The 17,296-nt window shown below is 40.3% G+C and carries 19 protein-coding genes; 10 read left to right on the top strand and 9 right to left on the bottom strand.

From position 1 onward, the window contains the following. Nucleotides 1-131: 131 nt before the first annotated feature. The 3 genes from WC788_06520 (at nucleotide 132) to WC788_06510 (ending at nucleotide 3,230) form a co-directional block, all read left to right on the top strand. Complete coding sequence (locus WC788_06520) at nucleotides 132-1,235, top strand: glycosyltransferase (protein ID MFA6097254.1); 1,104 nt, start codon at nucleotides 132-134, stop codon at nucleotides 1,233-1,235. A 124-nt stretch (nucleotides 1,236-1,359) separates the two neighbouring features. Beyond that, on the top strand, nucleotides 1,360-1,965 hold the full coding sequence (locus tag WC788_06515; GenBank protein MFA6097253.1) for a hypothetical protein: 606 nt from the start codon (nucleotides 1,360-1,362) through the stop codon (nucleotides 1,963-1,965). Between the two features lie 107 nt (nucleotides 1,966-2,072). After that, entirely contained in the window at nucleotides 2,073-3,230 is a 1,158-nt protein-coding gene (locus tag WC788_06510) for a glycosyltransferase family 1 protein (GenBank protein MFA6097252.1), read from the top strand. On the opposite strand, the gene WC788_06505 is transcribed toward WC788_06510, so the two are convergent. Continuing rightward, nucleotides 3,227-3,445 (bottom strand): hypothetical protein, encoded by a 219-nt coding sequence (locus WC788_06505; protein ID MFA6097251.1) that lies wholly within the window; start codon nucleotides 3,443-3,445, stop codon nucleotides 3,227-3,229. The two genes, WC788_06510 and WC788_06505, sit on opposite strands and share 4 nt — an antisense overlap. 406 nt (nucleotides 3,446-3,851) lie before the next feature. Here WC788_06505 and WC788_06500 point away from each other — a divergent pair, with 406 nt between their 5' ends. Then, nucleotides 3,852-4,982 (top strand): glycosyltransferase family 1 protein, encoded by a 1,131-nt coding sequence (locus tag WC788_06500; protein ID MFA6097250.1) that lies wholly within the window; start codon nucleotides 3,852-3,854, stop codon nucleotides 4,980-4,982. 155 nt (nucleotides 4,983-5,137) lie between these two features. Next, the gene (locus WC788_06495; GenBank protein ID MFA6097249.1) at nucleotides 5,138-7,489 is read left to right on the top strand and encodes a DUF4012 domain-containing protein; all 2,352 of its coding nucleotides are present in this window, start codon (nucleotides 5,138-5,140) and stop codon (nucleotides 7,487-7,489) included. Nucleotides 7,490-7,530: 41 nt separating this feature from the next. Here the strand turns inward: WC788_06495 and WC788_06490 are convergent, their stop codons facing one another. Beyond that, complete coding sequence (locus tag WC788_06490) at nucleotides 7,531-7,671, bottom strand: hypothetical protein (GenBank protein MFA6097248.1); 141 nt, start codon at nucleotides 7,669-7,671, stop codon at nucleotides 7,531-7,533. Nucleotides 7,672-7,907: 236 nt separating this feature from the next. On the opposite strand from WC788_06490, the gene nifU reads away from it, so the two are divergent. From nifU to WC788_06465, 5 genes are all read left to right on the top strand, one after another. Beyond that, the gene (gene nifU, locus WC788_06485) at nucleotides 7,908-8,279 is read left to right on the top strand and encodes a Fe-S cluster assembly scaffold protein NifU (protein MFA6097247.1); all 372 of its coding nucleotides are present in this window, start codon (nucleotides 7,908-7,910) and stop codon (nucleotides 8,277-8,279) included. A 15-nt stretch (nucleotides 8,280-8,294) separates the two neighbouring features. Then, nucleotides 8,295-8,690, top strand: coding sequence for a hypothetical protein (locus WC788_06480; GenBank protein ID MFA6097246.1), 396 nt, complete (start codon nucleotides 8,295-8,297; stop codon nucleotides 8,688-8,690). A gap of 187 nt (nucleotides 8,691-8,877) precedes the next feature. Continuing rightward, entirely contained in the window at nucleotides 8,878-9,081 is a 204-nt protein-coding gene (locus WC788_06475) for a hypothetical protein (GenBank protein MFA6097245.1), read from the top strand. A 32-nt stretch (nucleotides 9,082-9,113) separates the two neighbouring features. Next, complete coding sequence (locus tag WC788_06470; GenBank protein MFA6097244.1) at nucleotides 9,114-9,488, top strand: pilin; 375 nt, start codon at nucleotides 9,114-9,116, stop codon at nucleotides 9,486-9,488. A 49-nt stretch (nucleotides 9,489-9,537) separates the two neighbouring features. Continuing rightward, a complete protein-coding gene (locus WC788_06465) occupies nucleotides 9,538-9,909 on the top strand; it encodes a hypothetical protein (protein MFA6097243.1) in 372 nt (123 codons plus the stop codon). 126 nt (nucleotides 9,910-10,035) lie between these two features. Here the strand turns inward: WC788_06465 and WC788_06460 are convergent, their stop codons facing one another. From WC788_06460 to WC788_06430, 7 genes are all read right to left on the bottom strand, one after another. Then, nucleotides 10,036-10,761, bottom strand: coding sequence for a sugar phosphate nucleotidyltransferase (locus WC788_06460; protein ID MFA6097242.1), 726 nt, complete (start codon nucleotides 10,759-10,761; stop codon nucleotides 10,036-10,038). A 31-nt stretch (nucleotides 10,762-10,792) separates the two neighbouring features. Continuing rightward, the gene (locus WC788_06455) at nucleotides 10,793-11,521 is read right to left on the bottom strand and encodes a methyltransferase domain-containing protein (GenBank protein ID MFA6097241.1); all 729 of its coding nucleotides are present in this window, start codon (nucleotides 11,519-11,521) and stop codon (nucleotides 10,793-10,795) included. A gap of 37 nt (nucleotides 11,522-11,558) precedes the next feature. Further along, the gene (gene rfbB / locus WC788_06450) at nucleotides 11,559-12,572 is read right to left on the bottom strand and encodes a dTDP-glucose 4,6-dehydratase (protein ID MFA6097240.1); all 1,014 of its coding nucleotides are present in this window, start codon (nucleotides 12,570-12,572) and stop codon (nucleotides 11,559-11,561) included. 110 nt (nucleotides 12,573-12,682) lie between these two features. Next, nucleotides 12,683-13,876 carry a glycosyltransferase gene (locus WC788_06445; protein ID MFA6097239.1) on the bottom strand — a complete coding sequence of 398 codons (1,194 nt, stop codon included), beginning with the start codon at nucleotides 13,874-13,876 and terminating at the stop codon, nucleotides 12,683-12,685. 12 nt (nucleotides 13,877-13,888) lie between these two features. After that, the gene (locus WC788_06440; GenBank protein ID MFA6097238.1) at nucleotides 13,889-15,355 is read right to left on the bottom strand and encodes an MOP flippase family protein; all 1,467 of its coding nucleotides are present in this window, start codon (nucleotides 15,353-15,355) and stop codon (nucleotides 13,889-13,891) included. Nucleotides 15,356-15,732: 377 nt separating this feature from the next. Further along, nucleotides 15,733-16,371: a class I SAM-dependent methyltransferase gene (locus tag WC788_06435; GenBank protein ID MFA6097237.1), complete on the bottom strand. Its 639-nt coding sequence runs from the start codon at nucleotides 16,369-16,371 to the stop codon at nucleotides 15,733-15,735. A 127-nt stretch (nucleotides 16,372-16,498) separates the two neighbouring features. After that, the gene (locus tag WC788_06430) at nucleotides 16,499-17,290 is read right to left on the bottom strand and encodes a class I SAM-dependent methyltransferase (protein MFA6097236.1); all 792 of its coding nucleotides are present in this window, start codon (nucleotides 17,288-17,290) and stop codon (nucleotides 16,499-16,501) included. Nucleotides 17,291-17,296 lie beyond the last annotated feature (6 nt).

Genomic DNA, 17,296 nt, shown 5'->3' with positions numbered 1-17,296 from the left:
AAATGTCAGTATGTTAATGACAGCTTCTTGGGTCATAGCTTTTTAGAAGGATTTAATCTGAATCGGATATATCGGATATTGGAAATTAGATATTACAATATTCAAATATCCAATATCTAATATCTGCTATTATGAAAGTAGCGCTTGTGCATGATTACTTGGTGCAATATGGAGGTGCCGAGAGGGTTCTGGAAGCTTTCACGGAGATATTCCCGAAAGCTCCGATCTTTACGATGGTCTATGACAGAAAACTCATGAACGGGGCCTTTTCAGACAGGAAAATACACACGTCATTCCTGCAAAAAATACCTTTCATAGGCTCTCATCACAGGCTTTTCCCTCTCTTGATGCCTATGGCAATAGAACAATTCGATCTTTCCGGCTTCGATATCGTCCTATCAGACTCCAATAGCTACGCCAAAGGAGCCATAACTTCACCGAATACCCTCCATATTACCTATTGCCACACTCCGATGAGATATGCATGGGACGACTGCCATAAATATTTGCGTGAATTCAAATATTCGAACCTGACAAAGAAACTGATCCCTTTTGCCATGAACTATATCAGACTGTGGGACAAGATCTCCGCCGACAGGCCGGATCTCTATATAGCCAATTCGAATTTTGTCGCTTCAAGGATCAGAAAATACTACAACAAAACGTCCGAGGTCATCAATCCGCCCGTAAATATGAAAAGTTTTTCCATATCTGAAAAAGTCGGGGATTACTATTTCATGGTCGGCCGCGCTCTCGCATACAAAAGATTCGACATTGTCATCGACGCATTCAATGCCCTCGGGCTCCCGCTCAAAATTATGGGCAAGGGTCCGGAAATGAAAGACCTCAGAAAAAGATCTAATGACAATATAGAATTTTTGGGTTATCTTGAGGATGGGGAAATGAGCAAATATTATTCCGGATGCAAGGCTTTCATATTCCCCTCGGAAGAGGATTTCGGGATCACTCCACTCGAGGCCATGGCATCGGGCCGTCCCGTCATTGCCTATCGCGGCGGCGGAGCCCTCGAAACCGTCATTGAAGGAAAAACGGGCCTGTTCTTCGACGAACAGACGCCGCAAGCTGTCATCGATATCGTCAATAATTTCGATCCGGATACATTCGATCCGGCCAGCATCAGGGAACACGCAGGCAAATTCGATAAGGAAATGTTCAAGGATAAGATCAGAAAATACATTGAGAGAGAATATATGGAGTTTAGAAATAATAAATGATTCAAAAATAGCATTAGTGAAAAATGCAAAAATAAAAATAAAAAATGACAGATTAAAATGATAAAATATTTTAGATTTTACATTGTCATTTTGATTTTTGAATTTTAAATTTTAATTTTATATCATGGACCTCAAGGAATATCTTAAGCTCATCAAAAAAAACCATAGGCTCATAATAACGGTCTGCGCCATAACGGGAATTTCCACCTTTCTATTCTCTATATTGAGGCCGATAACTTATGACGTTTCGCAGTCCCTGTTCATACACAAGAACGGAAGCCAGGAAACGGAGGATTTCAAGTTCGACGGATATTACGCTTTTGAAGCCGCCGACACGCTATCCGATTCCATCGGAGAATGGCTTAAAAGCCCCGAGATCGTGAACGAAATATACTCCAGGTCCGGGATCGATCCGGCTTTCAAGAACATCAAGAGCTATTCAAAAAAATTCAAAGCCAAAAAATTGTCCGCCGAGTTCGTCGAAGTAAAATTCGAATCGAAAAACGCCGATGAAGCAGGCAAGATATCCAAAGCGATCATTGAGGTCGTAAATTCAAAAACAACATCATTCGAAAAAGCGAGCAATGGGGAAGTGTCATTTTTAATTTCCGGAGGGATGCCTGTTATCGTCGAAAACAAACTGGATGCTCTTGCAAGTTTTGTGATCGGGATCGCTTCGGGACTGCTTCTTGGGATATTCATAGCGCTTTCAAGAGAATATCTGCACTGAGAGCCTTTCCGACAAGCTTCTTTTTGGAATTTATAATGAAAATTATGAGCTATTGGTGAACATTAGCTTACGAAGCTCTAGATCCAAATAACATATAATACGGAAAAATGATCATCGGCATCGACATCAGAATGCTAGCAAGAGGAACGAGAACGGGGATCGAAGCATACACGGAAAAACTGCTTTCAAATATGCTTGGTCTGGACACTGGCATCGAGTTCAGGCTTTTTTATAATGGATACAAAAAAGTAAGGCTTTCTTACGGCTTTTTGGACTTGCCGAATGTGAAACTGATAGAATCAAGTATTCCGAACAGGATCCTTGATATTTCCTCAAAACTGTCCGGAATACCTGAAATAGACAGGCTGCTCGGAGGAATCGACATCATGTTCTCTCCTCACATATTCCTTTCATCACTTTCCCGAAAATGCAAAAGCGTCGTGACGTTCCACGATCTCAGCTTTGAGAAATATCCCGAATTTTATTCAAAAAGCAAATCATACTGGCATTTTTCCATGGACCCGAAAAATCAGGCGAAAAGAGCCAGCAGGATCATAACCGCATCTCAATCAACAAAGAACGATCTTATAAGCCTCTACGGCACAGATCCAAAAAAGATCAGGGTCATATATTCGGGGATAGAACAAGAAATGAAAAATGGAAAAATAAAAATGGAAAATGTTGGTGCGATCAGAAAAAAATACCGATTGCCGGAAAAATACATCCTCTATCTCGGCACTTTGGAACCCAGAAAAAACATAGTGGGGCTCATTAAGGCATACGAATTATTCAGAACAAAAAACGACATTCGACATTCGACATTCGACATTCCAAAACTCGTCATTGCCGGCTCCAAGGGATGGCTTTACAAGGAAATATTTGATAAGATAGACAGATCCCCGGTGAAAAATGATATCATACTAACCGGATTTGTTGAAGAAAAAGATAAGGAATACATATACAGATTGGCTGATCTTTTTGTTTATCCATCTTTTTATGAAGGCTTTGGCTTTCCTCCTCTTGAAGCTATGTCCCATGGAGTTCCGGCCATCACTTCCAATGTTTCATCCCTTCCCGAAGCAGTAGGGGATTCCGCGATAATGGTCGATCCCTATGACCTGGATGAACTTGCAAACGCGATCGAAAACGTCCTCACCGACGATAAGCTGAGAGACATTCTCATAAAAAAAGGATTTGAACGCATAAAAAAATTCTCTTGGCAGCGTTGTGCAAGAGAAACTTTGGAAACTTTGATTGCGGCCTAGTTTTTACCGGGTTGAGCTGATCGCTCTCCTTCACTCCCTAATCCTGAGATCCATAGGTATAAGCCTACAAGCATCGACCCCGTGATCAATAACATCGTTTTAGGTGTCATGGGGAGATATCCATAGTCGCGAAGCAGCGGGACAACCATTGCTCCAAATAAGAACAGCAGTGTTCCAAACAATGACCTGTCGATCTTTTTCATAATTGCCTCCATTCAATAGAAATAATACTAGTACATAACGCTGACTTAGTCAATATAAACCCTGCTCCGTCCGGAAACAGCAAAACGCCTGAGCGCTGCAATAAAAAAATAGCCAGATTTACTAGCTATTGCTGGATTCATTTGGAAAACAAGATTTCCTCTCTATCTCATTGATCTTAAATGCTATATAAACAAAAGCCGTAATGCCCAACACGCTGAATATCAGCTTCGTGGGAATATCAACAATTGTCAATATAGACGTTGTTGTAGCCGTAATCAAGATCAAGGCAACCAACAAATATACACAGAGCTTGTTAAAAAGCTTCCTAAATTGATAACTTTTCTGGTTCATATTTATAGCACCTCTCTTTTTTATATATACTACATCATTTTTTAAGATTTGTCAATAATCCATTCCATGAAAGATAAATTAACCATCGGCATAGACGCCAGAATGTATGGGTTCGCCCAGACCGGCATCGGAAATTACATCCGCCATCTTATCGGCTGTATTTTCGAATTCGACAAAGAAAATTACTATGTCATATTTCTGCTTCCGGAGGAATTCGACAATTTCAAAACTCCGAACGACAGGATAAAAAAAGTGAAGTTATCCTCAAAGTGGTACAGCTGGTCCGAACAATTGCTGTTCCCTTTTGAGCTATACCGGCAAAACCTGGATCTGGTGCATTTTACACATTTCAATTCTCCGATCCTTTATTTCGGAAAATCGGCCGTTACGATCCATGACATAACCCCATTCTTCTTTCCGGGACATAAGATGAAATCCCTGCTCCGGAGGGTCGGCTTCCGCGCCGTCTTCTATTCCTCAGTAAAAAAGGCTTCGAGAGTCATTGCAGTTTCCAAAAACACCAAAAAAGACATCGTGGATCATTTTAGGATCAACGGAAAAAAAATAGACGTGGTGTATGAAGGCGTAGACGGACAATTTTCCTCCCAAAAAGATTCCGCGAAAATAAGTGCGCTGAAAAGCAAATACGCGCTTCATAAACCTTTCATTTTTTACACGGGCGTGTGGAGGAATCACAAGAACCTCGTAGGCCTCATAGAAGCTTTCGGTGTCCTGAAAAAAGAATACAAAATGGATTTCGATCTGGTTCTCGGCGGAAATGAAGATCCATATTATCCGGAAGTCAGGAAAACTTGGCAAAAACTAGGCCTTGAAAAAGATATAAGGCGGATCGGCTTTATCGCCCAGGAAGAGCTTCCCGCCTTCTACAATGCCGCGAGCTTATTTGTTATACCTTCTTTCTATGAAGGATTCGGCCTCATAGGCCTTGAGTCATTCGCCTCGGGAACGCCCGTGATCTCGTCAAACAGAACCAGCCTCCCAGAGATCCTTGGGGACGCCGCGATCTATTTCGATCCGAACAACCACAGGGAGATGGCGGAAAAAATGAGGCTGGTTCTGACGGACAAAAAGTTGTATAATGAACTCATACAAAAAGGTTTCGAGCAGGTAAAAAAATACAGCTGGGAAAAAATGGGAAGAGAAACATTGAAAATATACGAAAGGATGCTGAAGTAAAAACATTTTGTCGACAGATAATACTTTACTCAATAAATCCCGATATAATTCAAAGTGCAAAAATCAAAGATCAAAATTTAGGAGTTTTAAAAATTATAAATTTTTTAAAACACATTCATTTTGCATTTTGATTTTTAAATTTTGATTTTTCTATTGTGGACATCATTCCCGTTAGAAAATCCAACCTTCTCTATCAGAGGGGGGACTTGAGGACAAAAGGCGTAGTTGATCTCCGCAATTTTTCTGTTTCCAGAAAGAACGCCGATGCTCCGACAAAAAATAACAAAAAGTCCGTTTCCGGAATAATCAGGACGGAAAGCGCGAAGATCGGCACGGAACGTGTCTTCCAAAAAAGAAAGGATTGGGTAGAACAGGCCGCTTTCAAGAACGATGGCCCACAAGACATCAGGCCGGAAAAAGGATCCGCCCAAAAAAAGATCGAGACAAAAAACACCCGCAACGAGATGAAGGAGTCGAGTGCGGCGGATAGGCCTGAAAAAAAGCTGCTGCTGTCCCGCCCGTCATTCTCTTTTGCGAAGAATTTCGTTTTCTTCTTGTCATCCGCCTTGGTCGTAACATCCATGGTCTTTGGCCTGGCTTCCCTCGAAAAAGAGCTGGAGAGAAAAGATCAGGTTCTCGCCGAAGGAACAAAGGCGTTGGGATACCTGAAAGATGCCGGCATTTCCATCTCGAATTCCGATCTGGTAAATACTCAAAATAATCTTTCCAATGCAAATCTCTATTTTTCAAATACCAAAAACACTATCGATGACCTCGGAATGGGGATCTCCGGAATCCTGAACAGCCTCCCCATCAACACGCCTCTTTCCACAGCAAAGAACATCGCATCAGCGGGAGAAAATGTCTCCCTTGCCGGAAAAGAAGCTGCCGGCCTTTTCGAAGATATTTCCTTTCTGGACAAGAACAATTTCTCCATCGACCAGATATATCCTCTTCAGGGACACATCAGGAAAATTTCAACACACCTGGAAACTGCAAGTGACAACATGCAGAATATCGATGATGCTTTCGTTCCGGAAGATTATCGCGAAAAACTGGCCACACTGAAAGACAAGGTTCCTTATGTCGCAAATAACATGAAAAATCTGGACCAGGACATTCCGATACTGCTCAAAATGCTGGGCAGCGAAAACCGCCTGCAAAAATATCTTTTCATATTTGAGAACAATACCGAGATCAGGGCAGGCGGAGGTTTTATCGGAAGCTATGCCATCGCCGACATCGAAAACGGCAAATTGGAGAACTTCTTCGTGGATGGAATATTCAATCCGGATGGCCAGCTCAAAGAAAAGATAGTTCCTCCGATGCCGATCCAGAAGATCAGCGCCGCCTGGAGCATGCACGATGCGAACTGGTTTGCGGATTTTCCGCTCAGCGCGAAAAAGGTTGCCTCATTCTATGAGAAAACAGGCGGACCGACGGTTGACGGCGTCATAGCCATCACTCCGAATGTGATAGAAAATATTTTAGGGATCACCGGACCGATCGCAATGCCCGAATACAATACGATCGTAGACAAGGATAATTTTTTAAGGATGACCCAGCTTCAAGTCGAGGAACTGTATGACAAGAAAGAGAACAATCCCAAAAAGTTCTTGGCTGATCTTGCTCCGAGGATCATAGAAAAACTTCTGGATACCGAGAATCTTTCAACCCAAGAAAAAATATCAAAATACCTGAGAACATTCGAGGCATTCGAAAAAAGCCTGAAAGAAAAACATATCGTCCTTTTTCACAGAGAGGCTGAAATAGAGAACATGATCCTGAAACGAGGATGGGGAGGACAGATCCAGAACTCAAGCGGGGACTATCTCAGCGTCGTGAACAGTAACATTAACGGATTTAAAACGGATGCTGTCGTCGACGAAACAATAGATCTCCGGACCGAAATAATGGCCGATGGTTCGATCATTGATACCGTAAAAATAACCAGGATCCACAATGGAGGAGACAGCGACTATGACTGGTATAATCGCGTAAACGCGGATTATATGAGAGTGTATGTTCCGCTCGGAAGCACGCTCCTTGAAGCAAAAGGCCATACCATTGAAGAATATGCCCCTCCGATGGACTACAGCGGATTCAAGACCGATGAGGATGTTGAAAAAATAGAAAAGACCATTAGGATCGACGTTGATTCCAAAACGCAGATATTCGAAGAATCGGGAAAGACCGTATTCGGAAACTGGGTCTTTGTCAGCCCCAAAGAAAAAGTTGAAGTTACATACAAGTACAAGCTTCCATATAAGATAAATTTCGACGACTACACGAAACCTGCCGAAAAATATAGCATTTTGGTCCAGAAACAATTGGGAAGCAGGGGAAGCAAATTCAATTCATTGATCACAATTCCCATAAACTGGAAGATCGCATGGACTTCCAATAATATGCAAATTGCGGCTGTGAATGAAATGAAGGCCAGCACAGACCTTGCATCGGACAAAATATTTGGAACTGTTTTTACACGAAATTTTGACAATGAATAAAAAAACGCGCAACGCGCGATCTTGATAAAATAAAAGGGAAGTTACATAAAACTGCCCTTACCATTATTTGGCGGTCCCAGAGAACCGAAGAAATTGAACATTCTGTTCATAAATCTTATTGGGAGAGGCTCTCCCATGAATTTCTTTTCTTCCTCGCCTGGAATTATTTTATTTGATTTCACAATGATCATCTCCTGTAATATAATAATAGCAAACATTGGATAAATGTCAAATTTTTACGACGAACGGAAAGCCGGACGTAGGCTGAGCAATGTAGGAGAAACACATTCAAATTCGAAGCTTTACCGCATTTTTGCGTTTCGCCTCAACATCCCGCAAAAGTCCCGTTTGACACAAATCTATGATATTATACAATAAGAGCATTAATCAAGCACCGCGAGACTATAAATTTACATATATGTATTCAAAAAAGGTCATAGAGCATTTTACAAAGCCGCACAATTATGGTAAAATCGAAATAGCGGACGCAATAGGCGAAGCAGGCAATCCGGTCTGCGGAGATCTGATGAAAATTTATATAAAAGTAGACAAAAGAAATGATTCGATAGAGGATATTAAATTCGAAACCCTGGGCTGCGCAGCTGCGATCGCCACCTCATCGATGGTAACGGACCTTGCCAAAGGAAAAACGCTGGACGAGGCATTAAAAATTTCCAACAAGAATGTAGCGGACAGCCTCGAGGGGCTTCCTCCGGTCAAAATGCATTGTTCAAACCTCGCCGCAACGGCGCTCCATAAGGCAATTGAAAACTATCGCGCTCATAAATAAAAATATTCAAAACGAATGAAAAAGCGTTTTTTCGCACAATTATTGTTAGTTTTGTTTTTTACATTTCTGCCATTCTCTGCCAATAGGGTGATCGCTGCCGCTTGCCCCGACGGCACGTGCGACTGGAAAGCAGGCGAAGACATCTTCAATTGTAAGGCGGATTGCGGAGCGGGAATTCCATCAAAAGCCTTCACTGCAGCCCTGCACGACCTGACAGGATGGATCCTGGGTTTTGCAACGGCGATTTGTGTTATAATGATCATTATTGGAGGTTTATATTATATTATGTCCACAGGAAACCAGGAACAAGCTCAAACGGGCAAAAAAATAGTCCAATATTCCCTCATGGGACTTGTAGTTGTAGGCATATCCTATGCCCTGATCGTTGTAGTCAGCACCATACTTACATAGCCATTTGACCTTCAAGACTTATTGTGCAATAATTAACACAAGATAAGCAATAGAACTCATGAATTTATTAAAACCTGTTTTATATATAGCTGTCTGTCTTGCACCGATCCAAATCGCCTCTGCGCAATGGGCCCTTCCCGTAAATGATTTTGGCCTTCCTAGTAACTTTGACAGAGCCGTACTGAATATGACGAACTGGATCCTGGGATTTGTCGCTTCCATGGCAGTGCTCGCGATTATCTGGGGCGGAATAAAATACACATATTCCCTGGGAGATCAGAACACTGCAAGCGAAGCCAAAAAAGTGATCAAGTATGCTTTGATGGGACTTGTGATCTCGGGCATATCCTATGCATTGGTCGTAGTCTTCGTAAATACGATACTGAAATAGTTCTCAAATATTTTAAAAAATAAAATAAAAAAATGACCGAAAATCACTGCAAAAGAATGAATTTAAAGCACATTTTTTCATTCTTTTTTGTTAATATAATGTTATTCGCGACAGAAGTCGCGAGCGCAGCGAGCAAGTGGTCAGCGCCTTCGAAGCCGAACAGCGTTCCGACAAGTTTTGACAAAGCGATACTGAACATGACGAACTGGATCCTGGGATTTGTCGGTTCGATCGCAGTGCTTGCCATAATCTGGGGCGGTATCTTGTATCTAACCTCTGCCGGAGACGAATCACAAGCCGAAACCGGAAAAAAGACCATCAAAAACGGACTTCTGGGACTTATAATCTGCGGCCTCGCCTACGCTATCGTAGTCGTACTGGTTGAAACCGTATTAAAGCCAACATAAAAATTATTACAGAAATTATTTTTATTATATTTGAAAGGAGGTGAACAAAATGACAAAAACGGTAAAAAGCGTATTTGCTTCTCTATCGATCGCATACGCATTGGCATATACGACAGGAGTCGCTTTCGCTACTACTATCCCTACTTGGGGAACCAAAAGATCACCAAAGAACGTACAGACCGACATCATACAATCGATTATGAATGTTACCAACTTCATTCTCGGTTTCATCGCTATGATCGCTACATTGGTCATCATTATGGGCGGTTTTCAATATCTAACCGCTGCTGGAAATGAAGATTCAGTTGCTACTGCAAAGAAAACTATCTCCTACGGAGTTATCGGCATGGTCATCTGCGGTCTCGCATATGCTATGGTCATCGTCGTTTCTACTGTTGTCCTGACAAAGGGCGTTTCCTAAAAACATTGCAAAAGATATCAATTTTAAAAAGAAAGGCGACGGCCTTTCTTTTTTTGGACAGTTAACTTCATTCGATCTGACAATACCATCCGAAAAAAACAATGATCTTTATACAAGGACTGTGATCTAATATCTAAAGTGCTTGCTTTTGACATAATCCGCCGCTTCATGCAACGAATCGAATTTCCCGACATCACCCCAATATCCACTCAATATCTCAAAAGTCACATTACTGTTTTTAATATAATAGTTGTTGACATCGGTAATTTCCAGTTCTCCGCGATCAGAAGGCTTCAAAGTCCTTATGACATCAAAAACATGGCTATCGTACATGTATAATCCGGTAACGGCTAATTTGGTCTTAGGCTTTTTGGGTTTCTCTTCAATCGCAATAATTTTATTTCCTTTTATCTCCGCAACGCCGAATCTCTCAGGATCAGACACCTCTTTTAAAAACAACTTAGCGCCTTTTTTTTGAGTTTTAAAATCTTCAACACTTTTTTTTATATTATCCTCAATGATATTGTCTCCGAGCAGTACAGCGATCTTTTCTTTATTCGCAAAATCTTCTGCCAAGCTAAGCGCCTGGGCAATTCCGCCAGACCCCTCCTGATACTCATAATTGATTCCCTTTAAGCCGAAACTTTTGCCATTCTTCAGAAGTTTTACGAAATCACCCGGATTATTACCTCCTATGACTATTAAAACTTCTTTTATTCCGGCATAAGCCAAAGTCCGCAATGGGTAATAGATCATCGGTTTATCATAGACAGGCAAGAGATGTTTATTGATCACCATGGTACAAGGCAAAAGCCTAGTGCCATTTCCTCCGGCCAAGATTATCCCTTTCATATTTATTGCTTAAATGTTTAATTGCCGAGAGCTATCTTTTCTTCATGCAAAAATATATCTTTTCATCTTTTAGCAGACCGTATTTTTGTGAAATGTCAGATGGTAGTTCACAATAATAATCATCGATCCTTACGATAAATCCGGCTTCTTCTAATCTCTTTATATAATCCAACCCGTAGATTCGGACATGATCTCCCTGTCCGAAATTTTTTATCCTATCGTTGAAGCCAGTTATCGCATGATCTTCGAATGTTTTTTCTCTATTTGGATCAATCGGCGATTGTATAATTGCCCACCCTCCACGTTTCAAAATTCTGAACAGTTCGCCAATGGCCTTGCTGTCTTCAGTGATGTGCTCCAGGACATGATAGCAAATAATACAATCGAATTGCTCGTCAGGTAATTTGATATCGGTTATATCCATTTTTACCATTGCAATCGGAGAGGATATATCCGCACTGACATATTCCATATTGGGAAGTTTTTTGCACATCTTCTGAAAAAAGGGAGTTGGCGCTACATCGAGCACTTTTATCCTTTCTTCAAAAAAAGGCGTTTTGTTTCTCAAATATAACCACAGGAATCTGTGCCTCTCCAACGATTGGCAAAGTGGACATTTCGCATTCGCTCTTTTGTCTATTCCGGCAACTGAAAATTTACGGCATTTTTTATTGCAGAACGGACACTCATAGTTAGCGCCTCGATACCAGACACTGAGAATCTCGTTTTTAATAAGACCACAAACATTACTGACGTTCATGAACTTTTATATTAGTTTGTTTAGCCTTTCTTGTGGCTTATTTCAATATTCCCTTGAGCTGTTTCTTATAGTTCTTAAACTGCTTTTTGGATTTTATCCGTTTCCACCAAGATCCATTATTTCTATACCAACTAACAGTTTGAATTATTGCCTCCTCAAAATCATGTTTCGGCTCCCATCCTAATTTTCTTGTCTTTGTAGTATCCAAGGCGTAACGAAAATCATGTCCCGGCCTGTCTTTGACATATTCTATAAAAGATTCGTCTTTTCCGGTTTCCTGCAAAATAAGTTTTGTAACCTCCAGATTGCTCTTTTCATTCCCGCCCCCTATATTATAAGCTTCCCCGACATTTCCTTTGTGCAAAACAATGTCTATTCCGATACAATTGTCTAAAACATAGATCCAATCGCGTATATTGGAACCATCTCCGTATAATGTAACTTTTTTATTTTCCAGAAGATTTGTAATAAAAAAAGGAATTAGTTTCTCCGGAAACTGAAATGATCCGAAATTATTGGATGAACGCGTAACAACCACCGGCAATCCAAAGGTATTATAATAAGACCTCGCCAACAGATCGGCTCCGGCCTTGGATGATGAGTATGGATTATTTGGAGATATGTTATCGGTTTCTTTGAATTTATGTTCGTCTGCACTGCCATAGACCTCATCGGTAGATATTTGTAAAAATTTCTTTATGCCGAATTTTCTCGCCGCTTCAAGTAAAATATGAACGCCTAAAACATTCGTTTCCGTGAACACTTCAGGTTCAATGATCGATTGGTCGACATTAGTCGCAGCAGCGAAGTTAACAACAAGTTCCGGCATTTCTCTCTTAAAAATCCCTTCTATCGCTTTTTTATTGCAGATATTTCCCCTTATGAACTTATAGCGAGGATCTCTTTCAACATCTCTCAGATTATACAGATTTCCTGCATAAGTTAACTTGTCTATGTTTATAACAGAATAATCGTCATATTTTTCCAAAATATAACGAATGAAATTGCTTGCAATAAATCCCGCTCCGCCAGTTATAAGTATTTTAGTCATGATGCTTCTTATATTGATAAAATTCGCCGGTATTCTCATTTTAAATCATTTTCACATAGCCTTGCGCAATTTCCTTGACTGTCAATTCCGGTATTATCCCTAAAACTGCATTATTGTTTTAAACTTGATCTCATACTAACACATTCGTCATATATGTCCTCCAATTTTATGGCTTGTTTTATCATATCATATTCGTCCTCAATACGCCGTCTTCCACATAAACCCATTTTCTTCCATAAATCACAATTAGTCAACATGAATTCCAACCTTTCCTCCAAAGCCTCGACATTTCTTTCCGGAACCAAAAAACCGCTCTTATTATCAATGACTACTTCCGGTATATCACAATGAAAAGTCGACAAAATTGGAATCCCGGAAGCAGAAGCTTCTATTATGGACACGGGAGATCCTCCTTCGGTGTCACCATTAGAAGCATGAACGCTTGGATGTATAAAAATATGATTTTCATAAAGCTCCTTCACAAAAATATCATGCGGCTGATAGCCCAGCATCCTGACTTTGCTCTTTAGGTCATACTTTTCTATCAATTCAATGATCTTCTTCTTTTCCCTCTCTCCCTCGTCGTTTCCATTCGAATCTCCGATTATAGTAAGTGTTAACCCGGACCGCTTCCTAGCCACCCTCCCCACCGCCTCAATTGCGAAAGGTATGCCCTTTTTTTCTCTGAAACTGGCAGCTATAAGAATTTTGATATCCCCGTTTTCTGCGTATTTGTCTCTCGCAACAAATTTAATTTTTTTGAGATCCACGCCAAGATGGAAGATGCGTATTTTTTCTTCGGGACAGCCCAACTTCACCAAACAATTCCTCATATGGCTTCCTTCAACAAGAAATCTTTCTCCTTCTGCGAATAATTTTTTATATCTCTTTCTCCACTTGGGCTGCTCCAGGGGGAGCATGCTAAGGTCATAGCCATAAAAAGTCGTTATCATGGGCACATGATAATAATCCTTTAGTTTTAAAAAACTATACCCGGAAGGACCGAAATGGGCATGTATCAGATCGGGCTTATCTTTTCTTAAATAGTAGCAGAACATCGGATAAAAACTAAATATTTTATTGAATATTCTGTTAAGAAACATCAGGGGCGTTCTGCGCTCTGAAGATCCTTTTCTGCAAGGCCCAAATGATCTTATGCATTCGGTCGGATAGACATTCAGATTCTCCGAACATAATGCGTAAACGATTGGCCTATATCTTTTCAGGTTCTTTGTCTGGCTATATATCCAATTTTCAGTAATACCAAGATAAGAACCGTTCTTGTAGTGAATAACTACTTTCATAATTTTTAAGATTTACTTTCCGGCATCTGTAAAATATAACAATTGCCTGATTAAAATAATACTGTCTCTGCACAAAGGCTTATCAAATATCGACATGAAGATAGCATAACTTATAGCGCCAATAAATACTTCTGTAAGAAAAATGATCATATCATTTTCTACTGACAACTTTATCATTATAACATTCGAAAATATTACCATTAATCCCATTCCCATCGCTGAAAGAAAAATCGATCTGAATTGCTTGATAAAATAAGACAATTTTAGATCTATTAACCTAAAAGGAATAATAAAATTAGGAAGTGCCAGAGATAATGAAACTATTGCATAGGCAGCAGCCACTCCCTCTATATCCCACTGCGCCCCCACAATAAAAGAAGCTACGATTATGATCGAAGCATATCTTCCCCAGCGAAACATAATATCCATCCTTCCTTGTGATTGATAGATCCACCCCACAGTTGTTCCAATTGACTGTATCAATCCGATAAAGGCAAGAATTTGAAGAATCAAAACAGATCTTTCCCACTTATCTCCGAAAACTATCCTTATAAACTGAGGCGCCACCAAAAAAAGGCCCGTCATCAAAGGGAACGTTATTGCGGCAATATGTCGAGTCGCCTTAATATACATAAGACTGATTTTATCTTTATTGCCCTGGATCAATGCAAGACTGGGGAACATGACCCTGCCAATAACCTGGGAGATGTTATTTAAGGGAAAAAGCATCAGCCTATAAGACAAATTATAGAATCCCAATGATACGGGTCCTAATGTTTTTCCAATAAAAATATTATCAAAATTACGGTTAAAATAATTCAGCAAACTGAAACCGGTGAGGTTTAGACCGAAACCTAACAACTCCTTTATCCGCTGCCATTCGAACAATAGTTTAGGCCTCCATTTTGAAAACACCCAAAGAAAGACCGTTGCAATGAAACTAAGAATGACTTGCTGCCAGACAAGGCTCCAAACCCCAAACCCATAAAAAGCTAATGCTATGGCGATTACACCGGAAATAAAAACTGCCAGTATTTCAATTATGGCCAGAGACTTGAAATCAAGCTGCCTTGTGAATATGGCGGATTGAACCATGCCAAAAGAAGAGATGAAGAATATCGAGGCCAACACCAGAACAACGGATATGACCCTGCTCTCCCCATAGAAACCGGCAATTGTCGAGGCCAACAACATTACCACCAGCATTAAAATAAAACCGGCCAAAATATTTAACCAGAACACTGAGGAAAAATGCTCTTCCATGGGTTCTTTATATTGTACTAACGCTGCAGTTAATCCAAGGTCATAAAAGATTGCAAAGAAATTTGTGAAAGAAACAACCATCGCAAACATTCCAAAATCTCCCGGCACCAGCACTCTGGCCAGGATCGCCGTTATGACAAAATTAAACAACAAACGGATAAACAGTGAAATGCCGGACCAACCAAGACCCCTAATGGTCCTTTTTTCTAGATTCATATATTCTCAACTAATTAATACCAACCGCGTAAAGCTTTCTGAATGGTCTATGCAGTACAAAGAATAGTATCGAAACAACTATCATCTGCAGGAAAAGAATAGTCATCCCCAATCAAATCAATTTTTGACTTGTTGCGAAACATATCTTTGTGATAAAAGCCGATATTCATCGACACAGGATATAACGATGCTTTCATGCAGTTTATCGCCGCACCCGATATCTGAAAACTTGCCAATTGAATATTTCGATATGGCACCTTCTAAACCGGGAACAAATGTTTTGTAAACGAGAAGATCCATTAATTGCGCGAAAGACACAGTAAACAATAACGCTTCTTGCCTGCCGGCCGCACACCAACCAGCCCCATCTGATGTCCTCACTTATCTTTAACAGCGATACAATTTGCCGAAGCCGACAAGTGATCGATCGGAAACAGTTTAAATAACAGATAAATTATATTTTTTGATATTCTGTTTGTACCAAGAATCTTCATGGGACTATTGAGCGATGCGACTGTCCTAAAACCCGCTTTTTCAAGCTTCATCTTCAGCGAACCGGGAGTGTACAGATTTATATGAGTTTCATCAGAATATCTTTCTCTTGTATTATATTTACAGGGAGAATTGATAAATATCACCCCATGAGGCTTCAGAATTCTATGACATTCCGAAAGCATATGATCTGCAGCTTCGAGCGAAAGATGTTCTATTACTTGATTACACATTATAGTCGACATAGAATCATCTTCGAAAGGTAATTTGTTTTCCAAAAAATGCTGTCTGATGTCCAGACTGGAACACCGCGCTTTAGCAATATTTACAGCATCGGCCGATCCATCTATCCCGACACAATCGATCCCAAATTTTCCGGCACATTCGACAAAATAACCTGTGCCGCACCCTACATCAAGCCACTTCCCGGGAGCGCCATATTTTATGCATCCTGCCACCAGATCGCGATATCGATCCCAATTCCTTCCTCCATACCATTTAATGAAATAATCTTTTTCTGGCACATTATCTCCTATCATATAAACAATTTATCAAGTTAGTAATCACTTTGCCGCTCATTATGAATGCATCATCGGAATTCAAATTAACTGCCCCGGGCAAACCCCCGAAATTTACACTGCGCGGTAAAAATCAGCAATTTCTTTTAAATATCATTATTTTAATCGGAGAACTCTCTTTATTATCCTCTATCAAAAAGTCTCGCTTTCCTTTCAAGTATCTACGCGCTAATTCATTTAGATATCCGCTTGCCAAATGAGAAGCGGTATATTTCGAGAACATGTTCAGTGCTTTTACCAAAAAGCTGTTTCTATAGGACAGATAACTGTCACAGGGATGCTCTATCGGATGATAAAAGTTATAATATTTATTTAAGCTGAATCCACTTTCCAAAAACATCGAGCGCCATTCTTCCAGTTCCATAAATCTTTGATATTGCGTCTTCTGCTTCTTATGGTCCAGCGCATATTCGAATATAATAAGAGTGCCGTTGTCTTTTAATATACCCTGGAAATGCTTTATTGTTCTTGCCAGCTCGGAATCATCGATAATATGATCAAGCACCGTTACGGATAAAACAAGATCCAACGCCTTGTTTGACACTGGCACATTCTCAATGGAACCGCCGGAAAAAAATTGAATATTCTTAACTCTGCCGTATCTTTTCTTCGCTTTGACAATTACACTTTCGGAAACATCAAAAGCAACTACTTTGTTGAAATATCTTGACAACAGATCAGCAAAATCTCCCACACCAGTTCCAAAGTCCAAAGCAATTGATCCGTTTAGCGCCATAAGCTGTAATATCTTTTCGACAGCCATAAGACGAGCCTGTTGATCGTATGCATAGATAGAGCTATCGCTCCAGCCGGTGTGCCCATACTTGTCAACCCTATTATCCCAAAATTTCTTTATTTTATTCATATTTTG

Source organism: Candidatus Paceibacterota bacterium, assembly GCA_041661265.1.
Classification (GTDB): Bacteria; Patescibacteriota; Minisyncoccia; order JAHIHE01; family JAGLIN01; genus JBAZUT01.
The sequence above is the reverse complement of the archived record's forward strand: the minus strand, read 5'-3'. Positions and strand labels throughout refer to the sequence as shown.